A 23,271-nucleotide genomic window follows, 5' to 3' on the forward strand; every position below is an offset into this window, starting at 1 on the left:
CCGAAAACCCAAAACCCTTCGTCTGGAAGGCTGACCCCGATCAAATCATCGCCGCCAGAAACCGAGGGTTCCAAACGTTGGAATCAATCCACTAGTCGAGGCGTGTCTCTTCACGGCTCCGGTTTCATTGTGACTCCGGAGGAAGCCAAGAAACTCGGTCTTGGCACCGTTCCCGGCCTAGAGAAGCACGTCCGGCCCTATATGAACGGGCGCGATCTCACGCAGACGTCGCGTGGTGTCATGGTGATAGACCTCTACGATCTGTCTGAAAGAGAGGCGCGAGAGAAGTTTCCGCAGGCGTATCAATGGGTATACGACCGGGTTCGTCCAGAGCGACTGCAAAATAGAGAAGATTTTCGTAAGAAATACTGGTGGTGGTTTGGAAGAAGGCACACAGACTTTCGTTCGTTTGTTACTGGGTTGAATCGATTCATTTCTACCGTCGAAACATCAAAGCACCGGTTTTTTGTTTTTCTCAATGAGGAGATTCGACCGGACAATATGCTTGTGAATATCGGAATCGATGATGCGTGGTACTTGGCGGTTCTATCGTCGGGCATTCACGTTACTTGGGCGCTGGCTGCGGGTGGCCGCTTGGGTGTCGGCAACGATCCCCGCTACAACAAGACACGTTGCTTCGACCCTTTTCCGTTCCCCGATCCTGACGAACCCACGAAGCAGCGCCTGCGCGAGCTGGGCGAGCGGCTGGATGCGTTTCGGAAAGAGCGGCAGGCGGAGCATCCCGACCTCACCATGACGGGCATGTACAATGTGCTGGAGCGTCTGCGCGAGCTGGACGCCGATCCGTCCGCCGAGCCGCTTTCCGACAAGGAAAAGGCGATCCACGAAAAGGGCCTCGTCTCCGTGCTCAGGCAGATTCACGACGAGATCGACGCCGCCGTCTTCGAGGCCTATGGCTGGCCGCGCGATCTCGCCGAAGAGGAAATCCTCGAACGGCTCGTCGCGCTGAACCGCGAGCGCGCGGAAGAGGAGCGGCGCGGTCAGGTGCGCTGGCTGCGCCCCGACTACCAGATTCCGAAATTCGGCAAGGGGCTCGAAACCGGCGAGCAGGTGGAAGCGGAGATGGACGTGCCCGCCATCGCCGCGCAGGCGCCGAAATGGCCGTCGAAGCTGCCCGATCAGATCCGTCTCGTGCGCGAGGAGCTGTCCCGCGCGCAGGGCCCCATGGCGGCGGACGAAATTTCAAAGGCCTTCAAGGGCGGCCGCAAGCGTGCCGAAAAGGTCACCGAACTCCTCGAAAGCCTCGCCATGCTCGGCCAGGTCCGGAAAGACGAGGGACGTTACTTCATGGTTGAGAGAGGGTAGGGGATGAGCAAGGCTGCGGGCGAGGGCGAACTGCCCAAATATGACGAGCTGATGGTGCCGGTGCTCCGGGCTCTGCGGACTCTTGGTGGTTCGGGATCGGTTGAAGAGATATTCGATGTCGTTCAGGAAGATCTCAGGATGCCGTCGGATGCTGTGGAGGCCGTTTATGAAAAAAGCCGGGCCTCGATATTTCCCGATCGATTGGCGTGGGCACGAAGCTATTTGAAGCTGGCCGGCTACGTCGAAAATCCGCAAAGGGGCCTCTGGGTTCTCACTCAAAAGGGACAGGACGTCGATCTTGGTGATGAAGAGGCCATCAAGAAAGATGTGAGGAAATGCGCAAGCGCGACCTATCGGAAATCTGCCAAGAAAGCCAAGGCTCCAGCATCAGATGATCTGCCGGAAGAGGAAGGTCTGGATGAGGAGAACTGGACAGACCGACTTTTGGTGATCCTTCTGAAGATGCCGCCCGACGCCTTCGAGCGCCTCTGTCAACGGATTTTGCGTGAAGCCGGGTTCACGCGCGTCGAAGTTACAGGGCGCTCGGGCGATGGCGGCATAGACGGTCACGGCGTGCTGCGCGTGAAGCTCGTTTCCTTTCAGGTGCTTTTCCAGTGCAAGCGCTACAAGGATACGGTCAGCTCTCCCGTCATCCGGGACTTTCGCGGCGCCATGCAGGGGCGGGCCGACAAGGGGCTCATCATGACGACGGGCCGCTTCACCGCCGACGCCCGCAAGGAGGCGACGCGGGACGGTGCGCCCGCCATCGATCTCATCGACGGCGACGATCTCTGCGATCTTCTGAAAGAACTCAAGATCGGCGTGAAGACGGAATTCGTCGAGCGCGTGGACATCGACGAAGCCGTCTTCGCCTCGATCTGACGCTGCTTTCCGGCTATCTCCCGCCTTCCGTGCCGGATTGGGGGACGTTGTCGGCGGGGTTTTCGGTCGGCAGCGGTTCGGTGCCGGCTTCCGCGCCGGGCGTTGCCGGGTTTTCCTTCGTCAACCCGTAGGGCGGGGAAGTCGCGCTGCTTGGCGCGTCGCCTCCGATGGGGTTGCCGGCGAATATCCAGACCACGCCGATCAGGATCGCGGCGGCGAGCGCGGTCGAGATGCCGAGGACGTAGCGCGTCCCCGTTCCCGTCACGCCCTGCCGGGCGTCGTCGGTTCGTTTCTGCGGGGCGTTTTGCGGGTCGTCCGTCATGTCGTCTCCTTCATTTTCATGCAGGTGACTTTTGGTGTCGGGTGAGGGGCGGCGGGCGCGGCGGGTCGCGCGCTCAGCCTATGCCGCCAAAGCCATAGGCCAGCGCGACGAGCGCGAGAATGGCCAGCGCGGTCGAGATGCCGAGCACATAGCGCAGGCCCGTGCCCGTTTCTCCGCCGCGAACTTCGTCGGTATCCTTTTCGATGCGCAGCATGGCGTACCTCCTTTACCCGTTTACCGGGTGTCCCCCCTGCCGGGCGGCGGGTGTCGCCGTGCGGTCTTTCCCCACATCTCAAAACGTAAGCCTTCAGGACGCGAACGCAAGGTGCGCGGGGCGGATCGGGCCATGCGGAATGCGTGCTTTCGCAGCGCAGCGGGGCTGCCGCGCCGGGGAATTTTCCCGCGCTTTCCGCCGGATCGGGCCTATCGGCCTTCCGGTTTCCGGGGGCATCTGCGATGCTACGCAACATGAACGATAACGACAGCGAAAAGGCGGGCCGGCCGGCGGGGGTTGTCGCCCGCGCGCATTGGTCCATCTTCCTGCCCGCGCTGGCCGCCGCGCTGCTCTGGGCGCTGGTTTATTTGTGGGCGGATCATTGGACGCCGCGGCTCTCCGCGATCGCCTCGCTGGCGCTCGCCGTCGAGGCGCTGGTCGTGCCGGTCCTCATTCTTCATGCCTGGGGGCGGAGCCGTGTGATGGGCCTGCGCGTCGGCGCGCGAGGGCTGGAGGCGCGGACGGGCTTTCCCCGCCGCAAGGTCATCGAGGTGGGCGCGCGCGAGATTGCCGAGCTGGACTTCGCGCAGTCGCCGCTGCAGCGCCGTTTCGGCGCCGGGCGGCTCGACATCCGCACCGAGAGCGGCACGCGCATCCGGCTGGACGATCTGGCCGATGCGGTGGCCGCCGCGGCGGCGGTGCGTGCGCTCATGGCGGCGGCTCATCCCTCCCGCGCGGAGACGGACAGGAATATGCTCGCGCGCGGCGACGGGCTGCAATAATGCAATCGGGAGGACGTTTATGAGTGCGATCATCGATTTCGACGAGAATGCCGCCAGGGCGCTGGAGGCGACCTATCTGACGCCGGATGTCGTGGCGCAGCGCGCAAGGGTCATCGACATGCTGGCGCCGCGGGTCGGCGAGCATATTCTCGACCTCGGCGTCGGGCCGGGCCTTCTCGCCTATGATCTGGCGCGGCTCGTCGGCGAGACGGGCCGCATGGTGGGGCTCGACGTCTCGCCGGCCATGATCACCATGTCGAAGACGCGGCTCGCCGCGCTACCCCAGGCCGATTGCCTGGTGGGCGACGCGGTCGCGCCGGATTTTCCCGACGACCTCTTCGATGCGATCGTCTCCACGCAGGTCCATGAATATGTGACCGATGTGGACAAGTCGCTCGCCGCCATCAAGCGGCTGCTGAAGCCGGGCGGGCGCGCGCTCATCCTCGACACGGACTGGCGCAGCATCGTCTGGCATTCCTCCGACGAGGCCCGCATGGCGCGCATGCTCTCCGTCTGGGACGACCATCTGGCCGACCCGTTTCTGCCCGCCACGCTGGGCGCGCGCCTTGGCCGGGCAGGGCTCGGCGTGGCGCGGGTGGAAGTCGTGCCCATGCTGGCGCCGCAATGGCAGCCGGTGTCCTATGCCGCGGGCATGTTCCGCATGATATCCGGTTTCGTGCGGGCGAATGCCGAGCGTCATGGCGTGGCGGCGGACGAGGTGCAGGCCTGGTACAACGACCAGCTCCGCCTCATCGAGCGCGGCGAGTTCTTCTTCAGCGTGAACCGTTACGCCTTCCTGGCCTATCGCTGAGGCGGCTCAGGCGCCGTAGCGGGCGAGGTAGAGGTCTATCGCGGCCTGGACGATCTTGTCGGCGTCCTCATGCGGCGACACGTCCTCGCCGAAAAGGGCCGGCCAGATGAAGAACTCCTTCACCATGCCCGAGAGCAGCCTCGTGCCCTGCGCCGTGTCATGCGGCTTCAGCTCGCCGGCCTCGACATATTTGTCGAGCAGTTCCTGAATGTGCCTGTAGCGCGTTCTGGTGCTGCGGTCGTAGACCGTCTGCGCCAGTTGGGGCGCGGAGGGAACTTCCGCGATCACCGCGCGAAGCAGGGCGTTGCCGTCATGCGAAAACTGCTGGTCGATGCAGCCGATCAGGAGCTGGCACAGCGCGTCGCGCACCGGCTTTCCCTGATAGTTGTTCGGGCCGATGGAGGTGCCGGAATAGGCATCCTCGACCACCGCGCCGAACAAGACGTCTTTCGATGAGAAGTGCTTGTAGAGCGTGGCCGTCGATACGTCCGCCTGCCGCGCGATTTCGGCCATTGCCGCGCGCGTATAGCCTTCGGCGAAGAAGTTCTGGCGTGCTGCTTGAAGAATGGCGGCGCGTTTGGCGTCGCTGACGGTGCGTCTATAGGTTTCCAGTCCCAACTTGCTTCTTTCCTTCGGTGCCATGTCTGGCAAAAGGGAGACCCCGCTTCCTATAGGACTGAAAAGACAAATCCGGTCAAGTGTTCCCGAACAAAAAATATTTCCCGGGCGAAGGTTCATCACCCGTAATGGAGCGGTAATACCTTTTTTGAAAGTAAGTTCTACTCCTTAATTATTCTTGCTTACGATATAACTTGCTTAGCAATCACCAGATAGCGCAATGAACCCCGTGCGACCGCGTCGAAGGGATAGCAGGTCACGAGCACGAGGCCGTTTCCGGCGGCCGGATCCAGCGTTGTCGTAGCGGCGTCAACGACTTGTGTTCCGGTTACTGAATAAACCGTCCGGCCTCCTTCCAGGGTTGTCAGCACGATCCGGTCGCCTGAACGCAGCTCTTTCAGGAAAGAGAAGTGCGTGTCCCTGTGACCCGCAATGGCACTAAGGCCTTTTCCGGACAGGTCCGTGGCCGACATATGGCCGGGGCCGAAGGCGAGGGCTTCGCCGCTCGCATTCGACAGCACAATTTCGGAAATTTCGAGACGCGGAACGGAAAGTTGCGCAACGGGCCATGCATCCGCCCATGCCCATGCCTTGTGGGGCGTGCCCGTGCGCAGGGAATCTTCCCAGGCGCTATCGAGAAGCATTTGCGCTAATTGCGCTTTCGCCTTGATGTAGAGGCCGTGACCGAGCTGCCAGCCGCCGAGCGCAATCAGCAAAGCCGTCAGGACGGCCCCCGCGGGGGCCGTCCAGTCCGGTCGTTTCCGTACGGATGATATCGGCATCTCCGTCATGGCTCAGCCCCGCCGTGTGACCCGTCGCCAGAGCAGCATCAGCAGGAAAGCGGCCAGCAGGGTGAAGAGCCCGTTGCGGATGAGCCCCGGCGCGTCGCTTGCCGTCTGGGGCAGGGCGAGGCCGCGGTCCTGCGCGGTGTCCGCGATCGGGCCTTCCGCCGAGGCGAGCATGGCGGTGGGCGCGGCGCGCATCGCCTTGTGCATGACGGGTGCGGGTGCGCTCTCGCCGAACACCTTGTCGAACTCCCATCCTTCGGGAAGGTTCACCGGCATGTCGCGGCTTTCCAGCGGCTCGCCGTCCGGGCGCGTCGGGGTCACGTCCACCGCGACGAGGCTCGTGCGGCGGCTCACCAGATGGTGTTCGAGTGCCACGTTCAGGATTTCCGCATCCGCCTTTTCATAGTCGCGGCTCATCAGCCGTTCGGCTTCCAGCGCGGCGATCTTGCGCCGGGCCCAGAGCTTGCCGATGCCCGACCGCGTTTCGCCGGCATCGAGCGGGACGCGCACCTGCCAGGCCTTGCCGTCCAGTTCGCCCGTGAGGGTGAGGTCGCCCTGCGCCTTGTCCATGCGCGCGGCCAGCATCACCGGCTCGCCCTTGTAAAGATCGGGGATCGGGTCGGGCCAGCTTTCTGTCCGCGCTTCGTCGGGCCATTGGGCGGTGACATCGGTGACGAGGGGGTGTTCGAGCTTGTTCGCGAGGTCGGCCATGCGGCTCTTCACCTGGGCGAGGTCGCCGATATGGGTGAAGCTGCCGCGGCCCGCTTCGGCGGCACGCCTCATGAAATAGGAGTTGGGCGCGGTGCCGATCCCCACCGTGAAAAGGCGCGAGCGGCCGCGATGGCGGGCGATTTCCTCGAACAGCGCCTTCTCGTTGGAGATGGCCCCGTCGGTGAGGAAGATCACCTGCCGCACATGCGCCGCGTCGCCGGGCGTGCGGTCGGCGAGGGCGGCCTTCAGCGCGGGCAGCATTTCCGTGCCGCCATCCGCCGACAGCCCGTTCACGAATTTCCGCGCGACGGCGATGTTCTCGCGGTCGGCGCGCACGGGCTGGGGAAAGAGCAATTCATGCGTGTCGTCGAAGCGGATGATGTTGAAGCTGTCTTCCGGCTTCAGCTTGTCGAGCGCGAAGAGGAGCCCGGCCTTGGCCTGCGGCATGGACGCGCCCGCCATGGAGCCGGAATTGTCGATCACGAAGATCGCCTCGCGCGGCTTGGCCTTGGGCTGCGCGGCGCCGGAGGGCGGCATCAGCATCACCAGCACATAATCCTCGCCGTCCACCGTCTCGCGGAAGAGTCCGGCAGTGGGGGCGGCGGTTTCGGCGGGCTCCCAGACCAGTTCGAAATCCTTGTCGGCGGGCACCACCTTTTCGGCCAGCGACAGCTTTGCGCCTTCCTTGCCGATCCGCTGAATATCCACCTTGTGGAAGGAACTCGTCACTTTGCCGAGGGGAAAGCCCGCTTCCAGCGAGACCTGCAGTGCGACCGGGTTCACCTTGCCCTCTTCGGGGTCGAGGACGGGCGGCTGCGTCAGGTCTTTCGCATTGTCGGGATGGGCGGTGCCGGGCGGAAGGTCGTCCCTGTCGGGTTGCGTCGTGCCCCAGCCGGAGCCGGGCGCGAAATCCACGACCTGCGGCGCGGCGGCTTCCTTCGGCACATAGCGCGGCGCGACCACCATGGGAAAGCGCAGCGAGAAGCGGTCGCCGTCGCGATGCGCGGTCTGCTGATATTCGATCTGGATGGTGACGGATTCATGCGGGCCGATATTGGCCACTGCATTGGTGAAGACGTTGGGGCGCTGCTGTTCCAGCAATCCGGCCTTCTTGCCTTCCGCTTTCGCCTTTTCGTAGATCCGGCGGGCTTCTTCCTTTTCCTTGATCTGCCCTTCGATGATGCGCTCGCCGATGATCATCTTCATCGTGTCGACGGCGGCGTCCTCGGGCAGCGGGAAGACATATTTGCCTTCCACCCAGCCATCGCCGGGATTGATGAAGCGTTGCGTCACCCGGGCCCGCGCCATGGGGCCGGTCACCTCGATCTTCGCATCGGTGGCGAGCAGGGGGGCGGGCACATATTTGCCCGGTTCCTTCGACTTCAGAAGCAGCGTACCGCTCTGAACGTCATTGAGCGTGACGAGACCGTTGCGCGCCGCCGCGCCGTCGGCCCGGGCCGCGACGGTCAGCAGGCCGGTCACCGCGACGAGAGTGGCAAACAGGGCGGCAATGAAAACGATCGCGTCGCGCGGACCCGTATCTTGCGCGGACCGGTGCGGCAGGCTCCTCATGGTGACATCCCCTCATCCATGCGTTTCGGTATGAGTGAGCTTCACCGGGGAATGGGGCGGTGCCGGTCAGAAAACCGGGCCGCGGTCTGAAGATTCTGGGGCGATATTATGGCGAGGTCGGATAAGGGGTTGATTCCCCTCGATCCGGTCAGGCGGGCCGCCAGCCCATCGGCACATAAAGCGGCATCGCCTCGAGGCGGGCGATCCAGTCCCGAACCGCCGGATAGGCGTAGAGGCTGAAGCCGCCTTCATGCGCCACATGGCTATAGGCATAGAGCGCGATGTCGGCGACACTCATCCGTGTACTCACGAACCAGTTCCGCGCGGCCAGGTGCCGTTCCATCACGTCGAGCGCTTGGTAACCGCGTTCGTGCCATTCGGGGAAGCGGCTTTTCGCTTCCTCCGCGCCGCCCGGCCTGATCGAGCGCCAGTAGCGCGCCACGGCGATATAGGGCTCGTGGCTGTATTGCTCGAAGAACATCCATTGCAGGGTCTCGGCCTGTGTAAAGGCGTCGTCCGGCCAGAAGGGCGTGCCCTGCGCGAGGTGGAAGAGCATGGCGCCCGATTCCGCCAGCATCCGGCCGTCGTCCAGTTCCAGCACCGGCACCCGCCCATTGGGGTTCTTCGCCAGAAAATCCGGCGTGCGGCTCTCGCCTTTCAGGATGTCGATATCGACGAGTTCCAGATCGCGCCCCGTCATATGGGCGAGAAGCCGCGGCTTGTAGCAATTGCCGGAATCCTGCATCTGGTAGAGCCGCATGGTGGCGCTTCCTTTTTCGCGTGTGCGGCCTGCATCCTTCGAGACGGTCCTTCGGACCTCCTCGGGATGAGGCCCTTCTATTATGCTCCTCATCCTGGGGAGCGGCGAAGCCGCGTCTCGAAGGATGCAGGTCCGTAGCCTTTCAAAACCCGGTTATCTTCTCTTTCTCCAGCACCGCTGCAAGCGTCTTTGCGCCTTTGCGCAGCGCGTCGTCGGGCACGCCTGCATAGCCCATATGAAAGCCCGGTTCGCCGCCGGGCGTCAGCCGGTAGAAGGAGAGCGCCGTGACGTGAACGCCCGCCTGTCGCGCGGCGGCCGCGGCGCGCGCGTCGTCCGCGCCGGGAGGTAGCAAGGCGGCGAGCTGCAATCCGCCCTCGCCGGGCGCGGCGCGCAACCAGGGGGCGAGCGTGGTGTCGAGTTCTTCCAGCTGGATCGCCCGCCGTCTCGCATAGACCTGCCGCATGCGGCGCACATGCGCGCCGAAATGGCCTTCCCCGATGAAGTCGGCGAGCGCGGCCTGCACCGATACGGACGGGATGTGCCCGGTCAGCCGGATCGCCACGGAAAAGGGCTCGGCGAGGTCCGGCGGCACGATGAGATAGCCGATCCGGATGGCGGGAAAGAGCGTCTTGGCGAGCGTGCCCATATAGATCACTGCGCCGCCGCGATCGAGGCCCTGCAGCGAGGCGATGGGGCGTCCGGCAAAGCGGAACTCGGAATCGTAATCGTCCTCGAGGATGTAGCCGCCGCTCTGCGCGGCATGTTCGATCAGGGCGAGCCGGCGCGGCAGGGAGAGCGTCGCTCCCATGGGAAACTGGTGCGAGGCCGTGACATAGGCAAGACGCGGCGGCGGCAGGGTGGACATGGCCGTTTCCACATCCATGCCGTTTGCGTCCACTTCGACGGGGCGAATATCGGCGCCCGCGCTTATCAGCGCGCCGCGCGCGCCGAGATAGCCCGGTTCTTCCATCCACACCGTGTCGCCGGGGTCGATCAGCATGCGAACGGCCAGGTCCAGCGCGGCCTGCGCCCCGGCGGTGACGATCACCTGTTCGGGCGCGCAGACGACGCCCCGGTCGGCGGCGGCATAATCGGCAATCGCTTGGCGCAGCCCTTCATGGCCCTTGTCGACTTCATAGCCGAAGGGATCGTGGCGCGGGTCGCGGCTGTGTTTCGCCAGCAGGCGGCTCCACAGGAGGGCGGGAAAGTCTTCGATATCCGGCAGGCCGTGCTGGAAGGGGCGGGTGACGCCGCGCCGGTAGGCCGCCGGGGCCCGCCTCACCCCCTGCATGGCCTCGCCGCGCCGGGAGAGGGGGCGTTTTTCCGGCCGGGCCGTTCCGGCTTGCGGCCGGGGCGGGGGCCTGTCGCCCGGTCCGGTCAGCCTGTCCGGCAGCAGGTTCGCCACGCGCGTCCCTGCGCCGATATGGCTGTCGAGATAACCTTCCGCCGTCAGTTGCTCATAGGCGGAGACCACGGTGTTGCGTCCCACGGCGAGGTCGGTCGCCAGCGCGCGGGAGGAGGGAAGCCGCGCCCCCGGCCTCAGCCGGCCGTCCAGAATGGCCGCGCGCAGCCCGTCATAGAGCTGGCGGTAAAGCGGCAGATCGCCCGCCGCGTCCAGCGACAGGGTGCCCAGCGGCAATGGCGTGTCCGGCATCCGGTCTCTCCCGATAATGGTTCCATTATATTTCCATCAATGGACCTTCAGATAGGGCCAATTTTAGCCGATAGGGGTGCCATTCCCGGTTGCAGCCAATGGAGCGAGCGAAATGGCAGGCGAGAGCAGCGAATACGGCACCGACAAGGTTTTCAGGCCCCGGCGTGCACCGGGCCGCGAGCGCTTCGACCGCGCCACCGTCCACGCCATCCTCGATGACGGCTATGTCGTCCATGCCGCCTTTCAGGGGGCGGACGGACCGGAGATCATTCCCGTCTTCTATGTGCGGGACGGGGAGCGGGTGCTGATTCACCTTTCGGCGAAGGCCGGGCTTTCGCTGGCGCTGAAGCGTGGCGAGGCGGTGACGCTCGCCGTCACCCTTGTGGACGGGCTCATTCTCGCGCGCTCCGCCTTCCATCATTCGATGAACTACCGCTCCGTCATCGTTCACGGCAAGGCGGCGGAGCTGACGGGCGAAGAGAAGGCGCGTGCGCTGGATCTGATGGTGGAGCGGGTGGAGCAGGGCCGCTCGGCCCGGGTGCGCGGCGCCGATCCTCAGGAGATGAAGGCGACCGCCGTCTTCGCCGTTCCGCTGGAACAGGTCGCGGCCAAGCAGCGCAGCGGCGGGCCGAAGGACGATCCGGAGGATATGGCACTTCCCGTTTGGGCGGGTACGGTCCCGCTTGAACTGACAAGGGGGCGGCCGATCCGCGATCTCGCAGCCGAATCGGATGGCGTTTTGTCGGATTAGCATGTTGCACTGCAAAGGCGGCGGGCTTAGGTTTCAGCCGCCTTTTCGGCCCTGCCACAGGAGATCACGCCATGGGTTTCATTTCGGACGCACTCAACCGCATTCAGCCGTCGGCCACCATGGCCGCGACCCAGAAAGCGCGCGATCTGAAAGCGCAGGGCGTCGACGTGATCGGCCTTGGCGCGGGCGAGCCGGATTTCGACACGCCGGACAACATCAAGGAAGCCGCCATCGAGGCGATCCGCCGCGGCGAGACCAAATATACCGCCGTGGACGGCATCCCCGAGCTCAAGTCCGCGATCTGCGCCAAGTTCAAGCGCGAGAACGGGCTCGACTATGCGCCGAACCAGGCCTTCGTCGCGCCGGGCGGCAAGCCGATCATCTTCAATGCGATGATCGCCACGCTGAACCCCGGCGACGAAGTCGTCATCCCGACGCCTTACTGGGTGTCCTATCCCGACATCGTGGCGCTGGCGGGCGGGACGCCGGTCTTTGCCGAGGCGACGATGGAGAACGGCTTCAAGCTGACGCCGGACGCGCTCGAAGCGGCGATCACGCCGAAGACCAAATGGTTCATCTTCAACTCGCCGTCGAACCCGTCGGGCGCGGCCTATTCGCGCGACGAGCTGAAAAAGCTGACCGACGTGCTGATGAAGCATCCCCATGTCTGGGTCCTGACCGACGATATGTACGAGCATCTCGTCTATGACGATTTCAAATTCGTCACGCCCGTGCAGGTGGAGCCCGGCCTTTACGACCGCACGCTCACCATGAACGGCGTCTCCAAGGCCTATGCGATGACGGGCTGGCGGATCGGCTATTGCGCCGGGCCGGCGGAACTCATCAAGGCGATGGCGAAGGTGCAGAGCCAGTCCACCTCCAACCCGACCTCCATTTCGCAATGGGCGGCGGTGGAAGCGCTGAACGGGACACAGGATTTCATTCCCGAGCGCGCGGCCGTCTTCAAGGCGCGGCGCGATCTCGTCGTTTCCATGCTGAACCAGGCGTCCGGCATCACCTGTCCCACGCCGGAGGGCGCGTTCTACGTCTATCCGTCCTGCGCGGGCACGATCGGCAAGAAGACGCCCGGCGGCAAGGTCATCGAGACCGATCAGGACTTCGTCGAACAGCTTCTGGAAGCGGAGGGCGTGGCCTGCGTCCATGGCGGGGCCTTCGGCCTCTCGCCCAATTTCCGCATTTCCTATGCGACCTCGACGGAAAACCTCGAAAAAGCCTGCGAGCGGATCCAGCGCTTCTGTGCCTCGCTGAGCTGAGCCGGGACGTCCCCCGCCGGTCCTTGGGCGGCGGGGCCTGTCCATTTGCCGCAGGCCGGAGCATCGTTTCCTAGTGGAACTACGTATTCATCGCGGCGTCGTCTTTGTGCCAAATGCGGGGACGTCGGGAACAAGTCTGGCGGCGGCCGGCCCTATTTTTTAAAATCGTTCTAAATAGGGTTGCAGTGGGTTGTTTCCAACATACATATCAATTGTCCCATCTGCCGAGACGAATGCAATAGAAGGAGCTCAGTCATGGATACCAAAGTCGATACCGGCATCGCTCAGGGCGACCGCAATGCGATCGCGGAGGGTCTCGGCCGCGTGCTGGCCGACACCTACACGCTCTATCTCAAGACGCATAATTACCACTGGAACGTGACCGGCCCGCAGTTCCGCGCGCTTCATCTCATGTTCGAGGAGCAGTATCGCGAACTCTGGGCTGCGACCGACGAGATCGCCGAGCGCATCCGCGCGCTGGGCTATTACGCGCCGGGCACCTATGCGGAATACGCCAAGCTCACCTCCATTCAGGAAGACAATGGCGTGCCGAGCGCCGACCAGATGGTCGCCAATCTCGTGAAGGGCCATGAAACGGTGGTGAAGACGGCCCGCGATCTCTTCCAGCTCGCCGACGAGGCCAAGGACGAAGTGAGCGCCGATCTCATGGTGCAGCGCATGGACGCCAGCGAGAAAACCGCCTGGATGCTCCGCAGCATGATCGAGTAAGCCTCGATCGCCGCAAGAACGCGCAACGCCGCGGAGGAAACTCCGCGGCGTTTTTTATGTCAGGACGAGGAGAACGGGTCGCTTCCGCCGCGATCCGGCTTCACCCAACCGCGGTAGCGCACGATCAGGCCGCCACGCAGGGGTGCGCCGAGCGCGACATCGAAGTGGAATACGCCGTCCCGGGCATATTCGCGGCTCTCGCTTGCCGGCAGGAGGATGCCCGGCAAGGGAATGCCGAGAAACCAGCCGCGCCGGACCGGCAGGTGCATGGAACCGTTTTCCACCGGCAGTTCCTGCTCATAGTTGAAGAGCCAGAAGCGTTCCCGGTAGCGATAGGGGGCAGGCGCCGGCGTGCAATAGGACCGGAACACGCGGCCGCCGAAATTCCGCTCCCATATCTCTCCCTTTTCGGTGCGGGTCTTCGTAATCGTGAGGGGAACCTCATCTGCGGCTTTCGGAAATCCGAAGAACCATGCGGCGAACCGGGCGATGAGGGAGCTTCCGCGTATGACTTTTGCCGTGCCGGAAAAACTCTCCATGTCCTGAACGCTGTGCAGGGTTTGAGCTTCCGGCGGGAGAAGGTCCCATCGGTCGGCCAGAGCGGATTGGAAAAGCGTGGGGCTCGGCGTTTCATTCGTTTGCGTGGAGACGGAAAGATCGGACATGGCTTCCTCGATTTCCCGGCGCGATGTTTCGGCGAGGCATGGCCGCGCGCCCGGCGGCACCTTGTCCAGTTTGCGGATCGCCGCCCGGGCGGTCACTGCGGGGATATAGGGCCCGTCGCCTGCTTCGGCGACGAGCCGCCATTCGCGTCTGAGAACGCTCTTGCCCTTATAACCCACCACAGCGACCCGCATGCCGCCCCGATCCGTCCCAAAGGGGAGGAAGAGGTTTGCGAGCCACCGGAACAGGTTTGCCCGACGGGCGGTGACCTCGAACGGCCAGTATCGGCGAAGCGCGGCAACGGCGCTCATCGCCATGTTCAGGGTGTCGAGTTCCATGCCGGCGCGGAACATGACCGATCTGACTCTGAAGAACGCCGGAAAAAGGCGGATATCGGGAACTTCGATGAATTGCACGCGCCGGACCAGTGTCGGAGCAAGACGAATGCGCCGCGCATCGCTCCAGCATGGCTGGGCGCGCCAGATGCCGCCGCGCCAGACGCGGGAGGCCGTCCCGAGCTGACTGACGATGCTCGCAATGACCGATGTGCCGCGCGGCGCGCGATTGCCCGGCATGATGGCGCTGTCGACCAGGAGGATTTCGTCGAGACCCTCGACGAGGTCCGCCGCGACGGCGGAGGATATGCCGGGGACGCTCGATGCGCCCGACAAGAGCCGCCTGCCGCTCTCCCGGGCCTGCGCGTCGAGAGCGGAAAGCCCGGCGGTGAAGTCTGCGCTGTCGGAAAGGTCGAGATAGTCGGCGCCATGGCGCAGACAAAGGCGGGGAATGACATAGGGGTCACTCCCATAGTCATGGAACGGGCCAACGGCATCGACCACCACATCGGGACTGCTTTTGAAGATCGTGTCCGGTGCCTTACGGATATCCACCGCCACGGGCCGGCCGCCGATCCGTTCGGCAAGGGCGCGGGCGGACTCAAAATGCCGCCCGACAATCAGGACATCATGTCCGTCTCTGAGGAGCAGTTCGCAGAGACGCGCTCCGAAGACGCCGTATCCGCCAAGGACGGCAACCTTCATTCCATCAGCCTCGCCCGCACGCCGGGATCGGGAAGGGCGCAAATATCCGTCCGGCCGAATAGCCGATAGCGATTGTGTGCAAGCCGTCTGTAGAACCAGTCCTGCACAGGGCGCGGCAGGAGCCTCAAGGGTTGCAGCAGCAAGCCCGCTCCGCCGACCCGTGCGCCCACCCTGATCATTGCGTCGAACGAGGTGAACGCCCGGCCGTCCACGATGTAGAGCCAGCTTTCCGGATCGTCGGCGCTCATCCCGTAGTGGTTGAGCAGGGCCCGTCCCAGTTCTGTCTGGGCTCTGCAGATACGGAACTCGCCGGCCTTGTCCAGCCGTGCGATCAATCGCGCTCCTGTGGAGCAGAGCACGCATTCGCCGTCCATGACGGTGACCGGTCCGGTGTCGTCGAATTCCGGAACGGCTGTATCCTTGCGATAGGAGTATGTATCTCCGGCAATCTTCATGCAGACGCTCTATACGGTGGACACGGCGTTCACGGATGGTGGCAGTGTGCGGCGAGGGCCGTCGTTAGGCAATGCGCACAGCCGGTCATTTCATGATTTTTGCCATCCCCGTTAAGCTCCCCCCATCGTTTGCGACGGGAGGGCTTCCATGGGAGAGATTCGCGCGGGCCGCTACACGGTCGTTTCCGAGGAGCCGTTCGTCGTGTTCCTGATCGGCATGCGGGTGAACAAGCTGCTTCGGCCGGGCAAATGGCTGCCCGTGGCGCGCGCCATGCCGCGCATGCTGAAGGAGCTTCATGCCGACGCCTCGACCGGCTTTCTCGGCGCGACCGGTTTCGCCTATTGGCGCGGCGGCGGGCTGATGCAGTATTGGCGCAGCTTCGAGGATCTCGAAGCCTATGCGCGCCGGAAGGGCGGCACGCATGTCTCCGCCTGGGCGGAGTTCACGCGCAATGTCGGCGATGACGGCACGGTCGGCATCTGGCACGAGACCTATCCGGTCGATCCCCGCAATTATGAATGCATCTACGGCAACATGCCGCCTTTCGGGCTGGGCGGGGCGATGCCCGTGGTGGCGGCCAAGGGCGCCTATGCCAATGCGCGCGAGCGCATGCGGGCGCGGGGCGCCGACATGAACGCTCATACAAAGTGACTTGAGCTTGCCGCCGTGGCGGACAATAACTCTGCCATGGCTGCTCTGTTCTCTCCCTCTCTGGTGATTTTCGATTGCGACGGCGTGCTGGTGGATACCGAGCCGGTCGCGAACCGGCTTCTCGTTCGTCTGCTGGGGGATGTGGGCTATGAAGTGACCTATGAGGAATGCCGCCGCCTTTTCGTCGGGCGGAGCCTGGAAGCCGTGGTCGCGCATGTGGAGGCGGCGCTGGGCCGCTCTCTCGGCGCGCACTGGCCGGACATGATCCGCGAGGAATCGCTCAAGGCGTTTGCGCAGGGCGAGGTGCAAGCGGTGCCGGGCGTGGAAGGCCTGGTGCGGAGCTTGCGCATAGCGCAGCTTCCCTATTGCGTCGCCTCGTCGGGCCGGCTGGAAAAGATGCGCTTCACGCTGGGCGCGAGCGGCCTTTTGCCGCTCATGGCGGATGCGCTGTTCAGCGCGCAGATGGTGGGGCGTGGCAAGCCCGCGCCCGATCTCTTTCTCCATGCCGCGCGGGAGATGGGGCACGAGCCCGCATCCTGCCTCGTGATCGAGGACAGCGTGCCGGGTGTGCAGGCCGCCGTGGCGGCGGGCATGCCCGTCATCGGCTATGCGGGCGATCCGCATACGGATGCGGCAGGGCTCGAAAGCGAAGGCGCCCATGTCGTCTCCGACATGAGCGCCCTTGCTCGTCTGATCGGGGTCTGAAGGCGTTACGCCGTCGCGCTTTCCGGTATCTGCGTGGTGACGTCGCTTTCCTGCGTCGCGAGAAAGCGTTCGGCTTCGAGCGCCGCCTGGCAGCCCATGCCCGCGGCGGTCACTGCCTGGCGGTAGACATCGTCCGTCACGTCGCCCGCGGCGAAGACGCCTTCCACATTGGTGCGCGGTGTGCCGGGCAGCGTTTTCAGATAGCCGCCATCCTTGGTTTCGAGCTGGCCGGTGAAGAGTTCGGTCGCCGGCGCATGGCCGATGGCGATGAAGACGCCGTCGGCCGGAATGGTCGTCACGTCGCCGGTCTTGACGTTCTTCACCTTCGCGCCGGTCACGCCCAGCGGATCCTCGTCGCCGACGATTTCCTCGATCGTGCTGTCCCAGACCACTTCGACCTTGGGGTTCTTGAAGAGGCGTTCCTGCATCACCTTTTCGGCGCGAAACTCGTCGCGGCGGTGAACCACCGTCACCTTGCTGGCGAAATTGGTCAGGAAGAGCGCTTCTTCCACGGCGGTGTTGCCGCCGCCGGCCACGATCACTTCCTTGCCGCGATAGAAAAAGCCGTCGCAGGTGGCGCAGGCCGAGACGCCGAAGCCCTGGAACTTGTCTTCCGAGGGCAGGCCCAGCCATTTCGCCTGCGCGCCGGTCGCGATGATGAGCGCGTCGCAGGTATAGGTGGTGCCGCTGTCGCCCTTCAGCGTGAACGGACGGGCGGAGAGATCGGCTTCGGTGATCGTGTCGCCGATCATTTCCGTGCCCATGTTCTTCGCCTGGGCTTCCATCTGTTCCATCAGCCAGGGGCCCTGGATGGGATCGGCGAAGCCGGGATAGTTCTCCACATCGGTGGTGATGGTGAGCTGGCCGCCGGGCTGGATGCCCTGGATGAGAACGGGCTCGAGCATGGCGCGCGCGGCATAGATGGCGGCCGTATATCCGGCGGACCCGCCGCCGACGATCAGCACCTTGGCATGTTTGGTATCGGACATGGTCTTTCCGTTCGTTCTGCTATGCCCGTTCCAGCCAAAAGAGGAGGCCGGGCGGAAGGGGAGGGGAGCGCCCGCGCGCGCCGTTTATGCAAAATACAATATAGGCGCGGCGCGGGGCTGCCGAAACCGGCGATATGTCGCCGGTTCCGCTTCGCTCGCAAAAAGCCTTAGAGCTTTTCGGAATGGCTGCCGAGATATTCGGCGACGCCCTTCTGGTCGGCGACCATGCCTTCCTCGCCCTTCTGCCAGCCGGCAGGGCAGACTTCGCCGTTTTCCTCATGGAACTGCAGCGCATCGACCATGCGCAGCGCCTCGTCGGCGTTACGGCCGAGCGGCAGGTCGTTCACGAGCTGGTGGCGGACCACGCCGTCGCGGTCGATGAGGAAGGTGCCGCGCAGCGCCACGCCGTCGTTCTCGATGAGCACGTCATAGTCGCGCGCGATCTGCTTGGTGATGTCGGCCACCATGGGGAACTTCACCGGGCCGAGGCCGCCATCCTTGGGTTCCGTGTTGCGCCAGGCGAAATGCGAGAACTGGCTGTCCACGCTCACCGCGACGACCTTCACGTTCTTTTCCTCGAACTGCGGCACGCGGTTCGAATAGGCGAGGATCTCGGAGGGGCAGACGAAAGTGAAGTCGAGCGGGTAGAAGAAGACGAGGCCGTAGCTGTCCTTCAGGTAGGATTTCAGGTTGAAATCCTCAACGATGTCGCCATCCGCCATCACGGCGGCGGCGGTGAAGTCCGGTGCCTGTTTTCCGACGAGAACGCCCATTTCCAACTCCATTCATTCAAATTTCAAAACTGGTAGCCGGGGAGGCCGGCCTTCCAATGCTAATTAGAATTACTCTAGGCTGTTTTCAAGGGTGAAATGCTGCGGCGCGGCGAGAAAGCGGTGGATAAGTTGTCGCAGGCGTTCCCGGCGTGTGCGTCGGCTGTCGCCGTCGACCGGGAGATATGGAGCAGCACATAGATGCTGACCCGATTCCGTGCGGAATTCCACGAATTTCCTTGCTATTTGCCAGTGTATCCCCATTTAATGAGGCGTCATCCCGCTTGGTTCGGCATGCTCTCTTCGCTCGAGATCGAGCGCCGGGCTTTCCTGACTAATTCGATTGATTGACATGGCCCGTGCGCGGTTGCCCGGGCCTTACATAGACACGACTAAAGGAGACACCATGTCCAGCAAGGGCGCGGTAAAGTGGTTTAACAGCCAAAAGGGCTATGGCTTCATCCAGCCGGACGATGGCGGCAAGGACGTTTTCGTCCACATTTCCGCTGTCGAGCGCGCGGGCCTTTCCGGTCTCGCCGACGGCCAGAAGATTGCCTATGAGCTCGTCACCGAGCGCGGCAAGACCTCGGCGGCCAATCTCGAGCTTCTCTAAGCACGGGATCGGGCAAGCCCCGAAACACGAAACCCGGCCGGGACTTCCCCGCGCCGGGTTTTTGTTGTCTGGGGATTTCCGAACCATCTTTCGGGGCGTCATGGCCCGGCTTGTCCGGGCCATCCACGTCTTCCTCTGAAGCCGCCAAGACGTGGATGCCCCGCCTAAAGCGGGGCATGACGCGAGCGGCGCTTGCGCTCAAAACCCGAACATATGATCGAGGCAGAAGCTCTTGGTCCCGTTCAGCAGGCCGTGGAAGCCGAAGAGGCGGCAGGTCGTGTCGCGCACGATCACATAGCCCGCGCCGCCGGTCTTTTCGCGTTCGGCGGCGGTGAACATTTCCGACAGGCGCCAGTGGAACGACCCGCCGCAGGCGATCTCCACCTTGCGCTCGGCGACGGGCTTGCCTTCCGCATCATGCAGGATGAGCAGCGTCGAGCTTTTCTCGTGCCAGGGCGTGGAGGCCGGGTAGATCAGGTGGCACATCGTGTCGAGCCCGCCATCCTCGTCCGACATATCCGCCGACAGCGCGCCGACGCGCAGGAAGAGGCGCGTGGTCAGTCCCGGCGGCTTGTTGGTGTAGCTCTGCGGCTCGTCCTTGTAGATGGTCGCCGTGTTGTAGATATGCGCGCCGAAAATCGTTTCCGCGCGATGGCCGCTTGCCTTCTGCTCGAAGCGCCCCAGCGCATGCAGCCAGCCATCGGCCTCGCCGCCTTCGCGGAAGTCGTAGAGGAACTCCACATGGCCGTAGCCGGAGGGGAGTTTCGCGCCTTCCTCGGCGATCCAGCTTTCCACATCCACTTCCACGCTTTCGCGCCGGGGGATGCGGCCGAGAAACTTCACCGCCACGGTTTCGCCGCTGGCGTCGATCATTTCCGCGCGGATGGGCAGCTCGTGCTGTTCCGTCGCCATGGGCGTCGGCAGCATGACGGAGCGGAACTCGCCCAGCGGCAGCACGGGCAGCGGCATGATGTAGCCCTTGCCCATATGCTTTTCGAGATCGGGAATATGCGGATCCGGCTTGAGGTCGGTGCGCTCCACATTGGCATGCGCGATGCGGCGGTTGCCGTTCCGGCGCTTCACCTCGTAGCGCGGCCGCACGAAATAGCGTCCCGCCGCGATTTCCACCTGGTCCGGCCAGCGCGCCTGCGGCAGCAGCGCATCGACCGACATGGCGCGCGTGCCGAAGGGCGGGATTTCCTCCTCGAACCATGACACGTCCTGCGCGCCGACGATGTTGAGGCCGACGGAGCGGGGCGGAATGGGCATGGGATGCGAGTTCTGGATGAAGAGCGTGACCTCTTCATCCTCGTCGCCCGCGGGCATGCCCGCATAGAAGTCGGCGGGCCAGGCATTGGCGTCATGGCTGCACGAAAGCGCCAGCCCGTCCTCGCCATACATGTCGAGGGCGTATTTCACCACGTCGTGTCCAGCGATGCGGATCGCATGGATGAAGAGCGAGCCGGTGAAATCGCCAAGGCCGAAGCGCTCGCGGATTTCGCCGCTGTCGATCGCGAAAGGCGCGCCGGCGCCGGGAAGTCCCTCGCGCCATTCGGCAATCTGCTCGCCTTTCTCGTCGAAAAGCGCAAGCCAGAGTTCCGGGGTCTCCGCGCCATGCAGCGCCCAGTAATTGGCGGTTGCAACGCGGGTGTGAATGCCGTGATCGGCGCCGTTCGCCTTGCCTTCCTTTTCGCGCATCAGCGCGAAATTTGTCGCGAAGTTGAGCGGGTCCAGATAGTTCTTCTTGTTGGTCAGCATGTCTTCGTCGATGCGGATGTCGTCGAGCGAGACGATGCGCGCATCTTCCGGGAAGAGATGCCTGATCGAGGCGAAGGTCTTGTCGGTGTCGAAGGTCAGGATAAGGACGGCTTTGGGCGCGCCCGCCTTTAGTGCGTTCAGGGGCTGCGCTTCATGGCCGAGAAAGGTGCCGCCCAGGTCTTCCATGCGCTGCACGAAATAACCGGCGAGATCGAGCTTCGACAAATCGTAATAGGCGTGGAAATTGCTCACATAGCCCATCGGGTCGAAGAGCGCGACGGGGCCTTCGTCTTTCAGCTCGTCCATCAGCGCATGGGCGCGGGGCGCGGTCAGCGGATGGCCGAGCGCCTTGAAGAGCGTCGCGCCGCCCGCATTGTTGCCCGGCCGCCAGCCTTGCGAGAGGTCGGCATTCTTGAAGGTCTCGATCTGGAGCGTCATCGGGCTCTTGCTCTTTTCCGTAGCTATGGGCGCGGGCGGGGGAAGGCCCAGCCTAACCCGTTTTGCGCTCCGCCTGTAGAGGGGCGTTACATCGCCTCGCGGGCGGCGGCGCGCGTCCCGCCGAAGGGATTGAGTTTCTTGAGGAAGGCGGTGAAGCGGTGGCGGCGCTGTTCATGCTCGACCACGGCCTCGTCGCGGACCCAGTTCATCTGGATGGCGCGGCGCTGGCCCTCGAAGGGCTCATGGCCGTGCCAGGAATTGTCCGACCGGCGGAAGACGAGCAGCGTGCCGCCATTGGGCGAAACTTCCTCGGCGGCGTCGTTGAGGTCGGTGCCCGAGCGCAGCACGCGCAGGCGGCCGCCGCCGGCTTCCCACTCTTCGTTGAGATAGAGCAGCACGGTGATGATCTTGGATTCCGTATCCGTATGGATCTTGCCGTTATTGCGCGCGCAATGGCCGCGCACGGTGAACATGGTCGGGCGCGAGGAGAGATCGAGGTCGAACTTCTCCTCGATGGCCTTCTGGAAGGCCGGGCCTTTCATCTCTTCCAGCAGTGCGTCGAAGCGGCCATGGATGTCGAGTTCGCTTGGCGGAATGGAGCCGGTGGACTGGATATCGGGAAAATCCGCGATGACCTGCGTCAGCGCCTCGCCGGAGACGAAGCCCGGCACGACCAGATAGTCGTAAGGATCGGTTTTCAGCGGTGTCGCGCGCAGCGCGTCTATGTCGATCAGGCCCATTGTCCCATTTCCGTGTCGCCGCCGCCCTTGTGGTTCACGGGCCGACGGTCATGTCCATATCGGTCTTTCCGCGCGCGGAACAAGCCCGCATCCGTAGACCTTAGGAAAATCGCGTTAAGGCGGCGTGATCGCGTGTCAGCGCGCGAGATGCCCTTCGAGACGCGACGCGATCGCCGCGGCGATTTCCTCGGTAGCATTTAATGGCTCGTACTCCCAGCTTTCAAGGCGGCCGGCAAAAGGTCGCGCCGCGCCGCCCGCATAGAGGGCGTCCAGAAACCGGCGGAATTTGGCGGCCTTGCGGGTATTGGCCGCTTCCAACTCGATGACATAGACGGGTTTGCCGGTAAAGCAGGCCTCGCCGACCATATTGACCGAGTCGCAGGTGACGACGACCGCGTCGGCCGCGCCCAGATAGCCGAAATAGGGGTTGTGGCCGGTCCCGTCCCATATCGTCGCAGGGCGGCCGTCCAGATGTTCCCGCAGCAGGGCGACGGCCTTCTCGCCCGTGCGCCGCGAGGGCGTCACCATCAACCCGGCGCCGTAATGGTCGCACAGCCCGGCGAGCTGCGCGGCGATGCGGGCCGCTGTTTCCTCGGTCAGCGTATAGGCTGCGTTGGTGCCGCCGATCAGCGCCGCGATGCGCGGATGGGGAAGGTTTGCGATCTGCGGCTCGATCAGCGCGGCTTCCTCGGCGAGTTTTTCCTTCGTCAGGCGATGCGGCGAGGTCAGCGTTTTCAGCACGTTTCCGCCCTCGATCCGGTCATGCAGCGGCGCCCAGACGAAATCGAACGCGCGGGGGGAGACGCGCGGGTCCTGCAGCACGGCGACGAATGTCCGGCCCTGCAATTGCCGGCGGATCATGCGGGCATAGGGGATGGACTGCCGCCCGGAGGCGATGAGGAGGTCCGGCCAGGGCGGGGCGACGCCGTCTGCCGGGCCGGCGGGGCCATGCGGCGCCATCCATTTCCAGGGCGCGGGTGGGTTTACCCGCTTCAGCGCCGGTTCCAGCCCCAGCGCATGGGCGATCCCGATTCCCTGCGCCTCGAAGCCGGCCATGCCGTTGGTCAGCACCCAGCAGGTGAGGTCGCGCGGGAGATTCTTGCGGATTTGAGCCATTTTATGAGCGGCTTCAGTCATAATAATGCGCTGCAGCGTAATTTTATTGCTGAAAACGGGGTGGGGAATCTGTATTTGTACCCGATTGCGTGAGGCGGACACCATCGAGCCACCGGCTGTTGTTACGGTGCCGGGCCT

The 23,271-nt window shown here is 64.1% G+C and carries 24 protein-coding genes; 10 read left to right on the forward strand and 14 right to left on the reverse strand.

Annotated elements, in window-relative coordinates; translation table 11 throughout:
* Positions 1-102: 102 nt before the first annotated feature.
* Together FHS78_RS06010 and FHS78_RS06015 are read left to right on the forward strand one after the other, a co-directional pair.
* Positions 103-1,326 (forward strand): type IIL restriction-modification enzyme MmeI, encoded by a 1,224-nt coding sequence (locus tag FHS78_RS06010; RefSeq protein WP_343041930.1) that lies wholly within the window; start codon positions 103-105, stop codon positions 1,324-1,326.
* 3 nt (positions 1,327-1,329) lie between these two features.
* Complete coding sequence (locus FHS78_RS06015; protein ID WP_167091788.1) at positions 1,330-2,208, forward strand: restriction endonuclease; 879 nt, start codon at positions 1,330-1,332, stop codon at positions 2,206-2,208.
* Between the two features lie 13 nt (positions 2,209-2,221).
* On the opposite strand, the gene FHS78_RS06020 is transcribed toward FHS78_RS06015, so the two are convergent.
* Together FHS78_RS06020 and FHS78_RS06025 are read right to left on the reverse strand one after the other, a co-directional pair.
* Complete coding sequence (locus tag FHS78_RS06020) at positions 2,222-2,530, reverse strand: hypothetical protein (protein ID WP_167091779.1); 309 nt, start codon at positions 2,528-2,530, stop codon at positions 2,222-2,224.
* A gap of 73 nt (positions 2,531-2,603) precedes the next feature.
* On the reverse strand, positions 2,604-2,744 hold the full coding sequence (locus FHS78_RS06025) for a hypothetical protein (RefSeq protein WP_167091791.1): 141 nt from the start codon (positions 2,742-2,744) through the stop codon (positions 2,604-2,606).
* A gap of 254 nt (positions 2,745-2,998) precedes the next feature.
* On the opposite strand from FHS78_RS06025, the gene FHS78_RS06030 reads away from it, so the two are divergent.
* Positions 2,999-3,526 carry a PH domain-containing protein gene (locus tag FHS78_RS06030; RefSeq protein WP_167091794.1) on the forward strand — a complete coding sequence of 176 codons (528 nt, stop codon included), beginning with the start codon at positions 2,999-3,001 and terminating at the stop codon, positions 3,524-3,526.
* Positions 3,527-3,545: 19 nt separating this feature from the next.
* On the forward strand, positions 3,546-4,337 hold the full coding sequence (locus FHS78_RS06035) for a methyltransferase domain-containing protein (RefSeq protein WP_167091797.1): 792 nt from the start codon (positions 3,546-3,548) through the stop codon (positions 4,335-4,337).
* 6 nt (positions 4,338-4,343) lie between these two features.
* Here the strand turns inward: FHS78_RS06035 and FHS78_RS06040 are convergent, their stop codons facing one another.
* The 5 genes from FHS78_RS06040 to pdxR all read right to left on the reverse strand — a co-directional run bounded on the left by FHS78_RS06040 (position 4,344) and on the right by pdxR (position 10,440).
* The gene (locus tag FHS78_RS06040; protein ID WP_167091800.1) at positions 4,344-4,955 is read right to left on the reverse strand and encodes a TetR/AcrR family transcriptional regulator; all 612 of its coding nucleotides are present in this window, start codon (positions 4,953-4,955) and stop codon (positions 4,344-4,346) included.
* Positions 4,956-5,137: 182 nt separating this feature from the next.
* Positions 5,138-5,746 carry a class GN sortase gene (locus FHS78_RS06045; RefSeq protein ID WP_246220371.1) on the reverse strand — a complete coding sequence of 203 codons (609 nt, stop codon included), beginning with the start codon at positions 5,744-5,746 and terminating at the stop codon, positions 5,138-5,140.
* A gap of 3 nt (positions 5,747-5,749) precedes the next feature.
* Complete coding sequence (locus FHS78_RS06050) at positions 5,750-8,026, reverse strand: marine proteobacterial sortase target protein (protein ID WP_167091803.1); 2,277 nt, start codon at positions 8,024-8,026, stop codon at positions 5,750-5,752.
* A gap of 148 nt (positions 8,027-8,174) precedes the next feature.
* The gene (locus FHS78_RS06055; RefSeq protein ID WP_167091806.1) at positions 8,175-8,786 is read right to left on the reverse strand and encodes a glutathione S-transferase family protein; all 612 of its coding nucleotides are present in this window, start codon (positions 8,784-8,786) and stop codon (positions 8,175-8,177) included.
* A 142-nt stretch (positions 8,787-8,928) separates the two neighbouring features.
* Positions 8,929-10,440 (reverse strand): MocR-like pyridoxine biosynthesis transcription factor PdxR, encoded by a 1,512-nt coding sequence (gene pdxR, locus FHS78_RS06060; RefSeq protein WP_167091809.1) that lies wholly within the window; start codon positions 10,438-10,440, stop codon positions 8,929-8,931.
* 112 nt (positions 10,441-10,552) lie between these two features.
* Between pdxR and FHS78_RS06065 the strand changes: the two genes are divergently transcribed.
* From FHS78_RS06065 to FHS78_RS06075, 3 genes are all read left to right on the forward strand, one after another.
* Complete coding sequence (locus FHS78_RS06065; RefSeq protein ID WP_167091812.1) at positions 10,553-11,191, forward strand: pyridoxamine 5'-phosphate oxidase family protein; 639 nt, start codon at positions 10,553-10,555, stop codon at positions 11,189-11,191.
* 71 nt (positions 11,192-11,262) lie between these two features.
* Positions 11,263-12,465 carry a pyridoxal phosphate-dependent aminotransferase gene (locus tag FHS78_RS06070; RefSeq protein WP_167091815.1) on the forward strand — a complete coding sequence of 401 codons (1,203 nt, stop codon included), beginning with the start codon at positions 11,263-11,265 and terminating at the stop codon, positions 12,463-12,465.
* A gap of 255 nt (positions 12,466-12,720) precedes the next feature.
* Positions 12,721-13,194, forward strand: coding sequence for a Dps family protein (locus FHS78_RS06075; RefSeq protein ID WP_167091818.1), 474 nt, complete (start codon positions 12,721-12,723; stop codon positions 13,192-13,194).
* Positions 13,195-13,253: 59 nt separating this feature from the next.
* Here the strand turns inward: FHS78_RS06075 and FHS78_RS06080 are convergent, their stop codons facing one another.
* Together FHS78_RS06080 and FHS78_RS06085 are read right to left on the reverse strand one after the other, a co-directional pair.
* The gene (locus FHS78_RS06080; RefSeq protein WP_167091821.1) at positions 13,254-14,897 is read right to left on the reverse strand and encodes a saccharopine dehydrogenase family protein; all 1,644 of its coding nucleotides are present in this window, start codon (positions 14,895-14,897) and stop codon (positions 13,254-13,256) included.
* Positions 14,894-15,352 (reverse strand): thiol-disulfide oxidoreductase DCC family protein, encoded by a 459-nt coding sequence (locus FHS78_RS06085; RefSeq protein WP_167091825.1) that lies wholly within the window; start codon positions 15,350-15,352, stop codon positions 14,894-14,896. Before FHS78_RS06085 ends, FHS78_RS06080 begins: the two co-directional genes overlap by 4 nt.
* A gap of 148 nt (positions 15,353-15,500) precedes the next feature.
* On the opposite strand from FHS78_RS06085, the gene FHS78_RS06090 reads away from it, so the two are divergent.
* Positions 15,501-16,004, forward strand: a complete 504-nt coding sequence (locus FHS78_RS06090; protein ID WP_167091828.1) for a DUF4188 domain-containing protein — start codon at positions 15,501-15,503, stop codon at positions 16,002-16,004.
* Positions 16,005-16,040: 36 nt separating this feature from the next.
* Positions 16,041-16,709 (forward strand): HAD family hydrolase, encoded by a 669-nt coding sequence (locus FHS78_RS06095; protein ID WP_246220372.1) that lies wholly within the window; start codon positions 16,041-16,043, stop codon positions 16,707-16,709.
* A 5-nt stretch (positions 16,710-16,714) separates the two neighbouring features.
* On the opposite strand, the gene trxB is transcribed toward FHS78_RS06095, so the two are convergent.
* Together trxB and FHS78_RS06105 are read right to left on the reverse strand one after the other, a co-directional pair.
* Entirely contained in the window at positions 16,715-17,698 is a 984-nt protein-coding gene (gene trxB / locus FHS78_RS06100) for a thioredoxin-disulfide reductase (protein ID WP_167091831.1), read from the reverse strand.
* A gap of 167 nt (positions 17,699-17,865) precedes the next feature.
* Positions 17,866-18,471, reverse strand: coding sequence for a peroxiredoxin (locus tag FHS78_RS06105; protein WP_167091834.1), 606 nt, complete (start codon positions 18,469-18,471; stop codon positions 17,866-17,868).
* Between the two features lie 403 nt (positions 18,472-18,874).
* Here FHS78_RS06105 and FHS78_RS06110 point away from each other — a divergent pair, with 403 nt between their 5' ends.
* Entirely contained in the window at positions 18,875-19,081 is a 207-nt protein-coding gene (locus FHS78_RS06110; RefSeq protein WP_167091837.1) for a cold-shock protein, read from the forward strand.
* A gap of 198 nt (positions 19,082-19,279) precedes the next feature.
* Here FHS78_RS06110 and FHS78_RS06115 read toward each other — a convergent pair whose 3' ends face one another.
* The 3 genes from FHS78_RS06115 to FHS78_RS06125 all read right to left on the reverse strand — a co-directional run bounded on the left by FHS78_RS06115 (position 19,280) and on the right by FHS78_RS06125 (position 23,133).
* Positions 19,280-21,277, reverse strand: coding sequence for a hypothetical protein (locus FHS78_RS06115; RefSeq protein ID WP_167091840.1), 1,998 nt, complete (start codon positions 21,275-21,277; stop codon positions 19,280-19,282).
* A gap of 86 nt (positions 21,278-21,363) precedes the next feature.
* Positions 21,364-22,017 (reverse strand): 2OG-Fe(II) oxygenase, encoded by a 654-nt coding sequence (locus FHS78_RS06120; RefSeq protein WP_167091843.1) that lies wholly within the window; start codon positions 22,015-22,017, stop codon positions 21,364-21,366.
* Between the two features lie 135 nt (positions 22,018-22,152).
* Positions 22,153-23,133, reverse strand: coding sequence for a mitochondrial fission ELM1 family protein (locus FHS78_RS06125; protein ID WP_167091846.1), 981 nt, complete (start codon positions 23,131-23,133; stop codon positions 22,153-22,155).
* Positions 23,134-23,271: the final 138 nt, after the last annotated feature.

It is taken from the genome of Parvibaculum indicum (genome assembly GCF_011762095.1).
Classification (GTDB): Bacteria; Pseudomonadota; Alphaproteobacteria; order Parvibaculales; family Parvibaculaceae; genus Parvibaculum; species Parvibaculum indicum.

Coding starts and splice junctions, on each gene's coding strand:
- FHS78_RS06065 (WP_167091812.1), top strand. CDS start 10,553: ATGGCAGGCGAGAGCAGCGAATACGGCACCGACAAGGTTTTCAGGCCC.
- FHS78_RS06075 (WP_167091818.1), top strand. CDS start 12,721: ATGGATACCAAAGTCGATACCGGCATCGCTCAGGGCGACCGCAATGCG.
- FHS78_RS06090 (WP_167091828.1), top strand. CDS start 15,501: ATGGGAGAGATTCGCGCGGGCCGCTACACGGTCGTTTCCGAGGAGCCG.
- FHS78_RS06115 (WP_167091840.1), bottom strand. CDS start 21,277: ATGACGCTCCAGATCGAGACCTTCAAGAATGCCGACCTCTCGCAAGGC.
- FHS78_RS06015 (WP_167091788.1), top strand. CDS start 1,330: ATGAGCAAGGCTGCGGGCGAGGGCGAACTGCCCAAATATGACGAGCTG.
- FHS78_RS06125 (WP_167091846.1), bottom strand. CDS start 23,133: ATGGCTCAAATCCGCAAGAATCTCCCGCGCGACCTCACCTGCTGGGTG.
- FHS78_RS06070 (WP_167091815.1), top strand. CDS start 11,263: ATGGGTTTCATTTCGGACGCACTCAACCGCATTCAGCCGTCGGCCACC.
- FHS78_RS06085 (WP_167091825.1), bottom strand. CDS start 15,352: ATGAAGATTGCCGGAGATACATACTCCTATCGCAAGGATACAGCCGTT.
- FHS78_RS06020 (WP_167091779.1), bottom strand. CDS start 2,530: ATGACGGACGACCCGCAAAACGCCCCGCAGAAACGAACCGACGACGCC.
- FHS78_RS06080 (WP_167091821.1), bottom strand. CDS start 14,897: ATGAAGGTTGCCGTCCTTGGCGGATACGGCGTCTTCGGAGCGCGTCTC.
- trxB (WP_167091831.1), bottom strand. CDS start 17,698: ATGTCCGATACCAAACATGCCAAGGTGCTGATCGTCGGCGGCGGGTCC.
- pdxR (WP_167091809.1), bottom strand. CDS start 10,440: ATGCCGGACACGCCATTGCCGCTGGGCACCCTGTCGCTGGACGCGGCG.
- FHS78_RS06105 (WP_167091834.1), bottom strand. CDS start 18,471: ATGGGCGTTCTCGTCGGAAAACAGGCACCGGACTTCACCGCCGCCGCC.
- FHS78_RS06120 (WP_167091843.1), bottom strand. CDS start 22,017: ATGGGCCTGATCGACATAGACGCGCTGCGCGCGACACCGCTGAAAACC.
- FHS78_RS06025 (WP_167091791.1), bottom strand. CDS start 2,744: ATGCTGCGCATCGAAAAGGATACCGACGAAGTTCGCGGCGGAGAAACG.
- FHS78_RS06035 (WP_167091797.1), top strand. CDS start 3,546: ATGAGTGCGATCATCGATTTCGACGAGAATGCCGCCAGGGCGCTGGAG.
- FHS78_RS06110 (WP_167091837.1), top strand. CDS start 18,875: ATGTCCAGCAAGGGCGCGGTAAAGTGGTTTAACAGCCAAAAGGGCTAT.
- FHS78_RS06055 (WP_167091806.1), bottom strand. CDS start 8,786: ATGCGGCTCTACCAGATGCAGGATTCCGGCAATTGCTACAAGCCGCGG.
- FHS78_RS06045 (WP_246220371.1), bottom strand. CDS start 5,746: ATGACGGAGATGCCGATATCATCCGTACGGAAACGACCGGACTGGACG.
- FHS78_RS06095 (WP_246220372.1), top strand. CDS start 16,041: ATGGCTGCTCTGTTCTCTCCCTCTCTGGTGATTTTCGATTGCGACGGC.
- FHS78_RS06030 (WP_167091794.1), top strand. CDS start 2,999: ATGAACGATAACGACAGCGAAAAGGCGGGCCGGCCGGCGGGGGTTGTC.
- FHS78_RS06050 (WP_167091803.1), bottom strand. CDS start 8,026: ATGAGGAGCCTGCCGCACCGGTCCGCGCAAGATACGGGTCCGCGCGAC.